This is a genomic window from Plesiocystis pacifica SIR-1, assembly GCF_000170895.1.
Taxonomy (GTDB): Bacteria; Myxococcota_A; Polyangia; order Nannocystales; family Nannocystaceae; genus Plesiocystis; species Plesiocystis pacifica.
Genome location: NZ_ABCS01000109.1, coordinates 1 through 12,225, shown reverse-complemented (window position 1 = coordinate 12,225; position 12,225 = coordinate 1). Strand labels below are relative to the sequence as shown.

The following is a 12,225-nucleotide window of genomic DNA, read 5'->3' as shown; positions in this document are numbered from 1 at the left end:
GGAGAGGTCAGGCCTCGTCCTTGGTGACGAGGGGCAGGCCGTTGGCCTCGATCTCGGTCATGAGCTCGACGGCGGGGTTGGGGAGGGGCCGCTCGGGCTTGGTGACGAGGGGGAGGCCGTTGGCCTCGATCTCGGTCATGAGCTCGACGGCGGGGTTGGGGAGGGGCCGCTCGGGCTTGGTGACGAGGGGGAGGCCGTTGGCCTCGATCTCGGTCATGAGCTCGACGGCGGGGTTGGGGAGGGGCTCGCCCTCACCGTGGAGGGTGGGAGCCAGCTCGGGGCCCCAGGGGGCGGGCCCGAGGGACTGCTCGGTGAGCGAGGGGTCGTACTCCGTGGCCGCCTCGGGGATGCGGGGGATCCAGGGATCCCAGGGCTCGATGGGCTGGGACAGGACGTCCCCGGGGAGCTCCTCGATCTCGACCTCGCCCTCGATCTGGACGTCGATGAGGCCCTCGAGCTCGAGGGCCGCGAGCTCGCTCAGCTCGGCGTCAGAGAGGTTGTCGATCTCGTCGAGGCTCAGCTCGACCACGGTGGGCTCGGTCGACGACTCTTCAGCGGTGCACGCGAACAGGGCGGTGCCCAGGAGCAGCGAGGCGACGAGGGAGCGGGTGGTCTTCTTGAAGGTGAACATGATCTGAACTCGCGGTCAGCCGCGATGGCTTGGGTTGAGTGGTGGGAGGGCAGCGTCGGGCTGCCCCGCTTTCGAGCGCCCCCTGTGCAAGGCCGAGACCAAGTCCGTGCCAAGGGGAGAAAAAAGTCTGGGTGCCGCGAAGAAAGTAGGACCGGCAGCTTCGGGTCCCGATCCAAGCTGCCGATCCAGCCCGATCGTGGTTGAACCAATCGTGGCCTCGGTCACCGCTGCGGCGGGCCCCATCGAGGGGGCGTCGCGGGGCTCGGGCGGGCTCGCGACGGGAGCGTTGCGACGCCGCTGGAACTCACGCAAGAACGGCTCAACCGGACCCATGCGTGAGTTCCAGCGGCGGCCACCGTTGTCGCCAGGTCAGCCTGGAAGCCCCGCCGGTGGCCAGTCGACGAGCCTGCGAGAAGGCTCCGAGAGCACGCCCACGCGCGTTGTCGAAACCCTCCTGTGGACGATCGATCAGGGCGGGGTCGAGACGGCCTCTCGGGCCCTTCGCGCGAGCTCGCGGTGCGAGCCGGTGGAGCGCTCGGCGAGGGCCTCGAGGGCGGGCTTGGCCGAGCGCGCGCGCGGTCCGAGGGCCAGGGCCCAGCGCGCAAAGGCGTCGCCGCGCTCGCGGCTGCGTCGGCCGTCGAAGAGCGCGTCGATCTCAGCCACGACCGCGTCGAGCACGGGGGCGCTCGCCGGGCCGATGGCGCGCAGGGCCGCGAGCGCTCGCTCCGGTCGAGGGTCCTTGCGGCTCAAAGGCGGGCGCAGGAACAGGGCCAGGTCCGGGGCCAGGAAGGCCGCCCGGGCCCCAAGGGCGAGCGCGGTCTCGAAGGCCTGCTCGTGGACCTTGGTGCTCGCGTCCCACAGCGCCCGCGACAAGCTGGCCCGGTTGACCCTGGAGCTCGAGTAGCCGGCGAGCTTGCGCGCGTGGTGGACCCGGGCCTGGGTCGAGCCCTGGGCGCAGGGCAGGCGCTGGAGCTCACCGTTGAGGGTCAGCCAGCGCAGGGCTCGGCAGCGCTCTCCGAGGCCGTGGTGATCCACGCCCGGAGGGCCCGGCTCCCAGCTCCCGCCTGGGCGCGTGTACAGCCCGGTGGGGGCGCCGATGTGGAGCTCGCGCAAGGTCGCGTGGTGCAGGCGACGGGTCCAGCCGCCCAGCCAGCGCAGCGGGTCGTCGGTCTCGTGGTGGATCGTCACCACCTCCACGAAGCGCAGGGCCGGCTCGCGCAGCAGGGGCCCGAGGACCTCGTCGAGGGCTGAGGGCTTTTGCCGCGCGCGCCCCGGGATCTTGCGCCCTTCGACCTCGACCCGCTCGACGAAGCCCTGGCGCCAGCGCAGCTCCACACCCTTGAAGTTGAAGCCGCGGGTCCACAGCCGTCCCTGCAGCGCCTCGCGCAGGGCCAGGACCTGGTCCCCGAGCTGCTTGGCCCGCCGCGCGCCCTTGGGCTTGCGCGCCCGGGCCCGCTCCCACGCGTGCTCCATGCCGACCAGGCGCCCGAGGGGGTCGCCCTCGAGCAGCAGCAGGTCGGCCCAGATCAGCCGCAGGTGCGGGTCGTCGACCTCCTCGATGAGGTCGCGCTCGAGCCGTCGACGGATGAAGGCCAGGCGCTCGCGCTGCGCCCGAGCCGAGCGCGAGCTCACAGGTCGGTGATGTCGATCTCCGGGGCCCGCTCCTTGAAGGCGTTGAGCTCCGGGTTTTGGTAGCGGGTGTAGTCGATCTCCCAGGGCGTCGCCGAGATCTCGCCGTTGGTCCGGGCGATCGTCAGGGCCATGGGTCGGACGTCGCGGTAGTTGCTGTCCGGGGGGATGTCGTCGTTGTCGATGCCGCCGGCCGAGAACACCGTGAGCAGCTGGATGTCGTCGTCGCGGTAGACCTTCTTGAAGCCCGCGTTGACCTTCTCGTGGCCGCGCACGAGCAGGTTGCAGCCGAGCTTGCTCATGAACGCCCGGAACTGCTTGCGGCCGAAGGGGAAGCGCGCGCTCGCGGCCTGGAGGTCCTCGGGGATGGCGTCGGCGCGGCTGGGGTCGCTCCACAGCATCTGGAAGCGGATGTCGCTGTCGTTGAGGCTGGACATGTCCCGCCAGCGCTCGCGCAGCAGCGCGTCCCGGGGGATGCCGGCGTGCACGAAGAGCATGCGATCGTGGATCAGCATGTTCGGCATGGAGTCGAAGAAGGCCAGGTAGCGCTCGAACACCTCGTCGGGCACGTGCTTGACCAGGGAGTTGATCGCCTCGGCCGGGCGCACCCCGCCGTAGACCCGGCCCTGATACTCGATGTAGTACTCGTGGTTGCCGCGCAGCACGAACACGTGCTCGGGGACCGTGCAGTAGAGCTTGAGCACGGTGCGCAGGATGCCGTTGTAGCTGAACCGCCCCCGGTCGATGTAGTCGCCGAGCAGGACCAGCTTGGGGTTGGGGTTGTTGTCCGGGTCGGCCCGGTAGCGGCGGACCTTCTCCATGAAGTCGGCCTGCATCAGCGCGCCCTTGAGGCACGAGTAGCAGCCGTGCAGGTCGCCGAGCACGGTCAGCTCGAAGTCCTCGTTGCCCGGCGGGACCACGTAGACGTGCTCGTCGAGGAAGCGCTCGCTGCCCTCGAGGCCGTCGACGTTGGCGACCCCGCTGAGCTTGCCCTCGCCCTTGGCCCGCTCGGCGTCCCACAATTTCTTGGCCTGCTCGAGGACCTGGAGGTCGGCGTCGATCTGCTTGCGGATCTTGCCGGGGTCGGCCGAGTAGTGGTGCTCGAAGTTGCTGAAGAAGGGGTGGTTCTCGGCCCGGGGCTCGACCTTGGTCGGCCGGCCGATCGCGACCTCGTCGCCGACCACGTCCTCGTCGGCGATCATCGTGTCCTGCTCGAGGAGCTCGGCGAGCTCGTTGCGGAACTTGACCTCCTCGGGGTGGACCACGCCGTCGGCGTTGATGAAGTCGTCGACGACCTCGAGCAGGGCCCCGCGGTTGCCCTCGTCGAGCTCCTGGAACATCTCGAAGCAGCGCAGCTTGAGCTTGGAGCGGACGAAGGCGCCGACGTCCTCGCCCTCGGCGACGGCCTCGGTGAACAGGTCCTTGACCTCGCGGTCGATGCCCTGGAACACCTCGACGTAGTGCTCGTGCTCGCGCTCGATGGTCTCGAAGCGCAGCTCTGGGCTGAGCGCTTCGCCGTCTCGAGCGTCGACGCGCGCGGTGACGATCTTGCGCAGGTAGGCGCGCACGAAGGCCTTCTCGCTGAGGTCGAATTCGCTGTCGATGTAGCCGCAGGTCGTCAGGTAGAAGATGAGCGCGGCGATCTGCTGCTCGGCGATTTGGGGGTCGGGGGAGAGCTTGATCATGGAGGCTCCAGGGCCTGGGCACGCCCCTGGGCCATGCCCGAGGTCGGCCGTGGTCGGTGGATCATAGCGTCCGCGCCATGTGCGGAGAAGCACCCGAGGCGGCTCGGGGGATCGAGACCCCACCAGTCGCACCCCCGACTACCCGGGCGGGGCTGAGGCGGCGGGCGATTGCGGCCCGAAACGAGCGCGCTCCGAGCCCGCCTCGAGCCCGCTGTGATCGCTGGGCTCCCGGGTTCGAGTGCGGTAGCCTGCCCTCCGTGCGCTGCCACGCCTACCAGCTTCCCTCGGAGGTGTATCGGGAGATCGAGGCCCAGATCCTCGAGGCGCTTGCGAACGCCGACAGGGATCAGCTGGGGTATCTGCTCGCCGAGCACGACCTCAAGATCGAGCTGCTCAGCGGCGAGTGGCGGGCGCTGTTCGCGGCGACGGAGGACGACTATTTCCAGGTCGTCGATCCCACCGAGCACCGCGCTCGCATGGCGGTGTCGCCCGAGGAGATCGCGGGCTTCGTCGAGATGCTCCGCGACGTCGAGCGGCAGATCGAGTGGACGCCCATCAGCTTCGGCCTCGCCGAGCTCGTCGACGCCTTGCCCGTGGGCATGGACCTGGTCGGGGTGGTGTTCGTCGAAGAAGACGACGACTGGATGTGGAGCGAGAGCACCCACGAGCTCGTCGCGATTCGGCCGGAGGTCTACACCCTGATCGAGCCGCACATGCGCAAGCTGATCGAGGCCGGCGAGTGGGCTCAGCTCTCGCGCCTTGCCAGCGACCACTGCGAGGGCGCGATCGAGTTCGTCGACGACAAGTGGTTCGCCCTCGGCCAGGCGATCGTCACCCGCACCCCGGAGCTCGTGCCCATCGTCGAGGCCTCGCTGTCGCCGCCGGGGCTGTACCAGAACATCCGCGAGGCCCTGTCGCTGGTCGCCGATCCGCGCAGCCAGCCGAGCCTCGACGCGTGGCTGCGCGTCCACTCCATGGACCACAACTACGCGCTGTTTTTCCGCGACGCCCGCAAAGAGCGGGGTTGAGAGCATGGCCCTCGAGTACCTGCACACCATGGTCCGCGTCCGCGATCTGGACGCGGCGCTGAAATTCTTCGAGCTCCTCGGCCTCGTCGAGCTGCGCCGCAAAGAGGTCCCGGCGGGGCGCTTCACCCTCGTGTTCCTGGCGACCGAGCCCGGCGCGCCCGAGCTCGAGCTGACCCACAACTGGGACCACGACGAGGACTACAGCGTCGGTCGGAACTTCGGCCACCTCGCCTACGCCGTCGACGACATCTACGGCCTGTGCGCCAAGCTCGAGGCCGCGGGCGTGACCATCCTGCGTCCGCCCCGGGACGGGCGCATGGCCTTCGTGCGCTCGCCCGACCAGATCTCCGTGGAGCTGCTGCAGCGCGGCGAGGCGCTCCCGCCCGCGGAGCCGTGGGCGTCCCGGCCCAGCCAGGGCGAGTGGTGATCGCCCAGCCATGAGCGCGCCAGGTGGGGGGAGCTCGGCCCGTGAGGCCCGACTGCGGGCGATCCTCACCTCCCTCGTCGACACCGAGCCGGGCCGCGCGCTGGGCCTGCGCCGGGTCGCGACCCTCGAAGACTTTCGGGCCTCGGTCCCGGTCCTCGACGCGCCGAGCCACGCCGAGCGGGTCCGCGCCCGGCTGGGCTTTGGCGCCGAGGCCCTCGACGCCGAGGCGCTCACGGCCGGCGCCCTCGCCCGGCCCCGCCTGCACGCGCGCTGGCGGGCGCGGGCCCAGCTGTCCGAGTCGTCCGAGCCGCGCGCCCTCGTCATGCTCCACGCGCGCGTCGACGAGCCCCTCGTCGACCAGCTCCGCGTCCAGGACCTGAGCAGCTTCGGCGCCCCCTCGGTGGTCCGCATCGACGCGATCGAGCGCGGCCCTCGAGACGGCCCCTCGCCCGCGGCCGAGACCCTCGAGGCCCTGCACCGGGCGCGGCCCGAGCTCCTCGCCGTGCCCAGCCTGGCGACCGTCGCCTGGCTCGAGCAGCCCGCCCGCGGACCGATCGAGCGCGCCCTCCCGAGCCTGCGCGCGCTGATCGCCGAGTGCGACTTCGAGGCCCGGCTGCGCTCGCGCCTGCCCGTGCTCAACGGCGGCTGGCTGCACCCGGCGGGCCGCGTGGGCCTGCCCGCCGAGCGCGGGCCCGTGGGCGCCTTCGTGCTCGCGACCGACAGCACCCTGATCGAGCTCCTGCCCCACGGCGACCCCGAGCTCGAGGCCCGCTCGAGCCCCTCGAGCCAGGTCGGCGTGCTCGACGTGCTCGACACGGCGCTGCCCGAGCACGCCGTCCTCGGCGAGCGCTACGAGCTCGTGCTCAGCTCGCCCCTGGGCTTCCTGCGCCTGCGCAGCGGCCTGCATGTCCGGGTCATCGGCTACGAGGCCAGCGAGGACGGCCGCCCGCGCCCGCGGGTGGTCCGCCTGCCGCCGCCGCCCCCCGACGTCGCCCTCGAGGGCGTGACCCTCCCCGGCGCCTGGCTGACCGCGTGCGTGCGCCAGTCCTTCCTGCCGGAGGACCCCGCCCTGGTCAGCGCCGAGATCGCGGCCGACCCCGACGCCCTCGACCCCGACATTCGAGCCTCCCGCAGCGGCCTCGACCCCTTCACCGACACCGAGCTCGGGACCGCCCGGGCGCGATTTCGCAAGGGCCCCAAGCCGCGGGCGCTGGCCGTCCGCATCGAGGTCCACGGCCAGAGCGAGCCGAACTTCCCGGTCCTCGCCGCCAACCGCATCGACGAGGACCTGTGCCGACGCTGCCCGGCCTACGGTTGGCTGCGCGAGCGCAACGAGCTGTGGGAGCCGCGGGTCGTCATCGCCTGGGCGGGTACGGCCGCCAGCGCCAAGCGGCGGAGGGTGCGCAGCCTCGCCGGGCCCGTCGAGCGCCCGGTAGTTCGCATTGCCAGGTGAACAACCAGCGTACATTTCGCTAGACAAACAAAGCTGCGCAAACACTTTTTTCGCCTAAAAACACCGAAGTCGTTGACGGGTCCCGTTAGGAATGCTTGATTTGTTCCTGGGGGGGAAACCCATGCAACGACATTCACTAAAGACTCGAATCTTGGATCACGCGGAGACGCGGCTCCTCATCCAGGGGTACCGGGGGATGCGCGTAGACGAGCTCGCGCGGGACGTGGGCATCAGCAAGCGGACACTCTATGAGCAATTTCGAACCAAAGAGCAGATGGCGCGCGAAGCCCTCGCCCGCCTCGTCGATGGCCTCGATCTCGGCGTCGACCAGATTCTGGCCCGGGAGGCGGACGAGGCCGAGCAGCTGAGGGCCATCGTCTTGCTGATGTGCCGGCGCTACGCCAGGGCGCAGCCGCCCTTTTACCGGGACCTCGAGACCACGCCGAGCCTCACGGAGCTCATCGAGGGCTCTCAGCGCCGGACCTGCGAGAAGATCGACGAGGTCATTCGAGCGGGCATCGCCAGCGGCCGGTTCCGCACGGGGCTCGAGCCCGCGTTGGTCCGGACGACCTTCCTGGCGGCCTGCGAGGCGCTGCTCCGACCGCAGCTGCCCAAGGCGCCCGCCCCGGTGCCGCCCGGCGAGCCCCGGCAAGTCGGCGGCCCCGCGGTCAGCGAAGAGGCCCAGAGCGACATGCGGGCCAGCGCCGAGGCGGCCCTCGAGGCCACCTTCACCCAGGTCCTCGACGTGATCCTCAACGGCGTCCGTCAGGGCTAGCAAGCGCAGCGAGATCGACTGTCGCGCGCGGTTGGGGTTCGACGAATCCCAGCCGCGCTCGCGCTCAAACCAGCGTCAGCCCTGCCAGCGTCAGCCCTGCCAGCGTCAGCCCTGCCAGCGTCAGCCCTGAGAGTTGGCCTCGTCGGCCCGACGCGCGTGCTCCATGAGCAGATAGGTCATCGGCGTCAGGTCCTCGTCCTTGCGCGGCGCCCCGTCTTCGTCTTCGCCCGAGGCGAACTCGAAGGCCCCGGCGTTCCAGTCGAGGAGCTCGAACACGCGGTCGTGGGGGTGGGCGTAGTTGCCGAGGTTCTCGACCCCCGCGAGCTGGCCCCCGACGATGTCGAGGATCGCCGAGTCGTGGCCGTTGTCGAGGTGCAGCTTGCCGGTGCGCTTCTCGGACTCGAGGAAGGACATCAAGCTCCCGAGCTTGACGTGCTCCAGGTCCCCGCGCAGGCCCTGCCCCGTGGCCATGGCCATGGGCGCGCCCGAAGTGGGGGCGCCGGGGCGGTTGGCGTGGCGGGCGAGCACGCCCTGCAGGCGGGCGAGGACCTCGTCGGCGCCGGTGTCCTTGCCGAGGAAGTCCTCGACGCCCATGCGGTAGGCCTGCAGGCGCGAGAGGTCGTCGGTCAGCCGGGTGAAGAAGACGAAGGGGATGTGGGCCAGGCGCTGGCGCGCACGGGTCATGCGCAGGAAGGTCCAGCCGTCCATCACCGGCATCTCGACGTCGGACAGGATGATGTCCGGGGGTCGCTTGAGCGCGGCCGCGATCGCGACCAGGCCGTTCTCGGCCACGCGCACCCGCAGGCCGCGGTCGCGCAGGGCGTCGCCGAGCTCGATGCGGACGCCGACGGAGTCGTCGACGAGCAGGAGGTTGATGGGCCCGGTGGCGCTGGCCTCCTCGGCGGCGGCCTCCTCGGCGATGACTCCGCTGACGCACTTTTCCAGCGCCGCGGTCTGCTCCGCCGTGTAGGTGGCGAGCTGGACCTGGATCTGGTCGTCGGCCTTGCGGGCGCCGTAGGCTTCCTTGCCCGGCTCACGGGTCGTGCCCTTGAGGTACAGGACGTGCTCGTCGGGCAAGATCAGCTTGATGCGCACGGGCTGATCGGGCGCCAGGCCCGTCTCGCCGGGGAGCATCAAAATTCCACGGCGCAAATTGTCGCCATACTCGACGAGGAAATCGTCGTAGGACTCAAAGCTGATCTTGAAGATCGGCGGCTTGGCGCTCGATGGCCCCGGCATCGCGTGAGCGAAATCTTAGAGCCATCGAAGACCCACGCCAACTACTCAATGGAGTTGAAGCCGTGATTTGGAGCGCGTCGAGTCCTGCACGCCTTGTCACGTAGGGCGCCGCCCAAGGCAGATCTCGCGCGGCGCGCTCGCTCGCGGTGTCGCACCTGAACGTCGGGATGGGACGGTCGCGTCGGCGCGCAGAGAGAAAACCGGGCCTGGTGAATCCGAACCCCTTCTCAACGCCTGCGCCGCTCAGGGCCTGGGGGCGGCCCCGGGCGGGATCGAAGCTGCTACATTGCGGTGCCTTGGCCCCGGAGAGCACATCCAGCCGGCCCCCGGACGCGTCCACGGGTCCACGCTCGGCCGGTTCGCGGGCCGGCGAGGGTGCGGCGTCGGCCGAGGGGCCCCCGGGCCAGCCGGACTCCGAGCGCGGGTGGTTCGCGCGCGAGCTCGCGTCCGTGGCCGTGGCCTTTGGCTGGGTCTCGCTGAGCCTGATGTCCCTCGTGGTCGGGCTGGTCGCGCTGCTCACGGTGTTCTCCCTGGCCCGCGCGGCGACCCCCGACGCCCACGCGGCGTGGCACTGGCTCCTCGCCGTCGCCCTGACCTTCGGCGTGCCCTTCGTGATCGCGGCCTGGAAACACATCGCCGAGCCGGCGCGGATCCGGGCGACGATGGCCTGGCTGCCGAGCGTGTGGAACGCGAGCGGGTTGCTGATCGCGACCTTGCTGATCCCCGACCTCGTGGGCACGGCGCTGCGCAGCTGCGAGTGGGTGGTCCAGGGTCACTTCGGGGACACCCACCAGGCGACCCGGGCCCTGAGCGCCCTCGGCCACGAGGCCGCCGACGCCATCGACCCGGGGGGCGGCGAGTTCCCGGCGCCCGTGCTCGAGGAGACCCGCGTGGCCCTCGACGGCGACATCGTGGTGCCCTTCACCGAGGAGGGCGCGGCGATCTTCCTGAGCGTCGAGCTCGAGGGTCGCGGACCGGGGGGCACCCTGAGCGAGGACGGCGAGGGCGCGCCCGTGGAGGCCCTCGAGTACCTGTTCGACACCGGGGCCTCGTACACGACGATCACCACCGAGACCGCGCGCAAGCTGGGCATCGAGGTGCCCGAGGACGCGCCCAAGCTCGAGTTCAACACGGCCAGCGGGCTCCGGGAGAGCCGCATGGTCTACCTCCCGGCGCTGCGCCTGGGCGACGTCCGGATCCCCGGCCTGCTGGCGTCGGTGTGCGACTCGTGCGCGACGGAGCACACCGACGGGCTCCTCGGCCTCAACGTCATGCGCGAGTTCGTGGTCCAGATGGACTACCAGGGCAACCGCATGCGGCTGATCCCGCGGGTCCACGAGGGCCCGCCCAACCGCGCCTACGACATCGAGCCGATCTTGACCATGCAGGTCGAGGGCCGCCCGGAGATCTGGCTGGGGCGGATCCGCTGGGTGATCACGCTGACCAACAACGGGACCGTGCCGATCTATGGGGCGATGCCGCGGGTCGAGTTCAAGGACGGCCCGCGCCTGTTCGGCGAGCGAGTCGAGCGCATCGATCCTGGCGAGACCGGCCGCTCGCTGCTCGTCGGCGAGGTCGCCGAGGACAGCGAAGACACCAACTCGCTCGAGTTCACCCTCATGCTCGCGGAGGCGAACTGGTGATCCTCGCAGACATCCAACGCTCCCTGGCGACCCTCGACGCCGCCCTCGGCCAGCTGCTGGCGGCCCTCGGCCCCCCGGAGCTCGGCGGCCAGGCCGTGCCCGACGAGACCAGCGAGATCGACTGGCTGCTCAACGCCCCCTGGGCCAAGGTCGGCCTGCTGATCACCCTCGCGGTCGGCGTGCTGGTCCTCGCCAACGTGGTCATGAAGGGGCGCAAGTCCGAGCGTGGCCTGCGGGCGCGGCCGGACTTCGACCTGCGCGTGGCCAAGCTCGAGGCGCTGCCGGTGGTCGGCCTGGCCGAGGCCAACAACGGCCCCGTGCACGTCGAGGGCGTGATCCGCATGGGCGAGGGCGCCCTGGGCACGGGTCCCTTCGCCTGCGTCTATCACAACCGCCACGGCTCGGGGCGCAAGACGGCGATCGCCGCGGAGCTGGCCCTGCTGGCAGAGGCCGGGGAGGGCGAGGCCTCGGTCATCCTCGGCCTCGAGAACCTCGAGCAGGCCCGGGTCATCGCCCCCCGCGAGGACGACGGGCCCCACGACACGATCTCGCTCTACCTGGGCGACCGCGTCCAGGTCCTGGGCGACCTGCTGCTCTTCGACGACCCCAAGTCCATCGGCGGCGCGGACATGCGTGGCATGCTCGGGGCGCGCGGGCAGATCCAGATCCGCGTGCTCGAGCGACCCGACCGCCCCGAGGCACCTCGAGCATCCCAAGCGCCGAGCCCCGACGCGTCGGCCAACCCCACATCCGACTCCGACGCCACCCCCGACGCCACCCCCGACGAAGCACCCGAGCCATGAACCGCACCAAGCTCTGCTCCACCACCTCCCTGTCCCTGATCGCCGCGTTCGCGCTGGCCCTGGCCCCGGCGGGCTGCAAGAAGGACAAGGACGGCGACAGCACCAACCCCGACGAGGTCACCTCCAACGACGACGGCGCCAGCGATGGCGCGGGCGATGGCGAGGGGGCCGACGCCCAGCCCGGGCTGCCCGAGCAAGACCCCGACCCCGCCGAGCTCGCGACCCTCTACGAGCGCCTGCTCAAGGGCGAGTACGAGGCCGTGGCCGCCGACGCGGCCGAGCTGCGCGCGACCTTGACCGGGGACACCAAGGTCCGCGCCAACGCCATCGCGGCCTCGCTGCAGGCCATGGCCGCCGCCAAGATCATCCCCGAGAACGGCGAGGAGCCGGCCCAGGAGGCCGTCAACGCCGGCAACCGCCTGGGCGACGAGGAGATCCTCCAGCTCGCCCACGCCGCCCACGCCGTCTACCTGATCGGCGTCCACGAGGCCCCCCAGGCCCAGGAGGAGCTCGAGGAGGTCCTGCGCCACGAGAGCCCCTACGGGCTCCTGGCTCGCCTGCACCTCGCCGAGGCCCACCTCAACCAGGCCTTCGGCGTGGGCGAGGACGACACCAAGGTCGTCGCCCCCGAGCGCCTCGACGACGCCGCCAAGGAGTACCAGGCGGTGATCGACTCTGGCGGTGAGGCCCTGCTCGTCGCCCGCGCCCACGAGGGCCTCGCGGCCGTCGCCGACTACAAGCGCGACAAGGAGACCGCCTGCGCCGAGCTGCAAAAGGCCGAGGACATGTTCGCGGCCGCCGGCGCCGTGGCCTTCCTGCGCGACAACATCTCGCACCACGCGGGCGCGCTGCGCTGCAAGAACTTCAAGGCCGCCGAGTAGGCCGAGCGCCGCGACAGCGCCGTGAGCGAGG

11 protein-coding genes are annotated in these 12,225 nt (G+C 71.1%); 7 read left to right on the top strand and 4 right to left on the bottom strand.

Going from position 1 to position 12,225, the window contains the following annotated elements:
- Window positions 1–7: 7 nt before the first annotated feature.
- From PPSIR1_RS34510 to PPSIR1_RS34500, 3 genes are all read right to left on the bottom strand, one after another.
- Window positions 8–631: a hypothetical protein gene (locus PPSIR1_RS34510; protein ID WP_006975888.1), complete on the bottom strand. Its 624-nt coding sequence runs from the start codon at window positions 629–631 to the stop codon at window positions 8–10.
- 468 nt (window positions 632–1,099) lie between these two features.
- The gene (locus PPSIR1_RS34505; protein WP_006975887.1) at window positions 1,100–2,263 is read right to left on the bottom strand and encodes a hypothetical protein; all 1,164 of its coding nucleotides are present in this window, start codon (window positions 2,261–2,263) and stop codon (window positions 1,100–1,102) included.
- Window positions 2,260–3,945, bottom strand: coding sequence for a metallophosphoesterase family protein (locus tag PPSIR1_RS34500; RefSeq protein ID WP_006975886.1), 1,686 nt, complete (start codon window positions 3,943–3,945; stop codon window positions 2,260–2,262). The genes PPSIR1_RS34505 and PPSIR1_RS34500 overlap by 4 nt, the downstream gene beginning before the upstream one ends.
- 257 nt (window positions 3,946–4,202) lie before the next feature.
- Between PPSIR1_RS34500 and PPSIR1_RS34495 the strand changes: the two genes are divergently transcribed.
- From PPSIR1_RS34495 to PPSIR1_RS34480, 4 genes are all read left to right on the top strand, one after another.
- Window positions 4,203–4,973: a hypothetical protein gene (locus PPSIR1_RS34495; RefSeq protein ID WP_006975885.1), complete on the top strand. Its 771-nt coding sequence runs from the start codon at window positions 4,203–4,205 to the stop codon at window positions 4,971–4,973.
- Window positions 4,974–4,977: 4 nt separating this feature from the next.
- Window positions 4,978–5,400 (top strand): VOC family protein, encoded by a 423-nt coding sequence (locus PPSIR1_RS34490; protein ID WP_006975884.1) that lies wholly within the window; start codon window positions 4,978–4,980, stop codon window positions 5,398–5,400.
- Between the two features lie 10 nt (window positions 5,401–5,410).
- Window positions 5,411–6,853: a hypothetical protein gene (locus PPSIR1_RS34485; RefSeq protein ID WP_006975883.1), complete on the top strand. Its 1,443-nt coding sequence runs from the start codon at window positions 5,411–5,413 to the stop codon at window positions 6,851–6,853.
- Window positions 6,854–6,944: 91 nt separating this feature from the next.
- A complete protein-coding gene (locus PPSIR1_RS34480) occupies window positions 6,945–7,628 on the top strand; it encodes a TetR family transcriptional regulator (RefSeq protein ID WP_086001962.1) in 684 nt (227 codons plus the stop codon).
- A gap of 120 nt (window positions 7,629–7,748) precedes the next feature.
- Here the strand turns inward: PPSIR1_RS34480 and PPSIR1_RS34475 are convergent, their stop codons facing one another.
- A complete protein-coding gene (locus PPSIR1_RS34475; protein ID WP_006975881.1) occupies window positions 7,749–8,867 on the bottom strand; it encodes a response regulator in 1,119 nt (372 codons plus the stop codon).
- Between the two features lie 296 nt (window positions 8,868–9,163).
- On the opposite strand from PPSIR1_RS34475, the gene PPSIR1_RS34470 reads away from it, so the two are divergent.
- The 3 genes from PPSIR1_RS34470 to PPSIR1_RS34460 are packed head-to-tail and all read left to right on the top strand — an operon-like array spanning window position 9,164 to window position 12,194.
- Entirely contained in the window at window positions 9,164–10,510 is a 1,347-nt protein-coding gene (locus PPSIR1_RS34470) for a retropepsin-like aspartic protease family protein (RefSeq protein WP_157596280.1), read from the top strand.
- Window positions 10,507–11,313, top strand: a complete 807-nt coding sequence (locus PPSIR1_RS34465) for a hypothetical protein (RefSeq protein WP_006975879.1) — start codon at window positions 10,507–10,509, stop codon at window positions 11,311–11,313. The genes PPSIR1_RS34470 and PPSIR1_RS34465 overlap by 4 nt, the downstream gene beginning before the upstream one ends.
- On the top strand, window positions 11,310–12,194 hold the full coding sequence (locus tag PPSIR1_RS34460; protein ID WP_006975878.1) for a hypothetical protein: 885 nt from the start codon (window positions 11,310–11,312) through the stop codon (window positions 12,192–12,194). Before PPSIR1_RS34465 ends, PPSIR1_RS34460 begins: the two co-directional genes overlap by 4 nt.
- The last annotated feature ends 31 nt before the right edge of the window (window positions 12,195–12,225 follow it).

Bases quoted from the DNA above. Each gene is read 5' to 3' on its own strand.
- PPSIR1_RS34460 (WP_006975878.1), top strand. From the start codon at position 11,310: ATGAACCGCACCAAGCTCTGCTCCACCACCTCCCTGTCCCTGATCGCC.
- PPSIR1_RS34510 (WP_006975888.1), bottom strand. From the start codon at position 631: ATGTTCACCTTCAAGAAGACCACCCGCTCCCTCGTCGCCTCGCTGCTC.
- PPSIR1_RS34475 (WP_006975881.1), bottom strand. From the start codon at position 8,867: ATGCCGGGGCCATCGAGCGCCAAGCCGCCGATCTTCAAGATCAGCTTT.
- PPSIR1_RS34485 (WP_006975883.1), top strand. From the start codon at position 5,411: ATGAGCGCGCCAGGTGGGGGGAGCTCGGCCCGTGAGGCCCGACTGCGG.
- PPSIR1_RS34500 (WP_006975886.1), bottom strand. From the start codon at position 3,945: ATGATCAAGCTCTCCCCCGACCCCCAAATCGCCGAGCAGCAGATCGCC.
- PPSIR1_RS34480 (WP_086001962.1), top strand. From the start codon at position 6,945: ATGCTTGATTTGTTCCTGGGGGGGAAACCCATGCAACGACATTCACTA.
- PPSIR1_RS34490 (WP_006975884.1), top strand. From the start codon at position 4,978: ATGGCCCTCGAGTACCTGCACACCATGGTCCGCGTCCGCGATCTGGAC.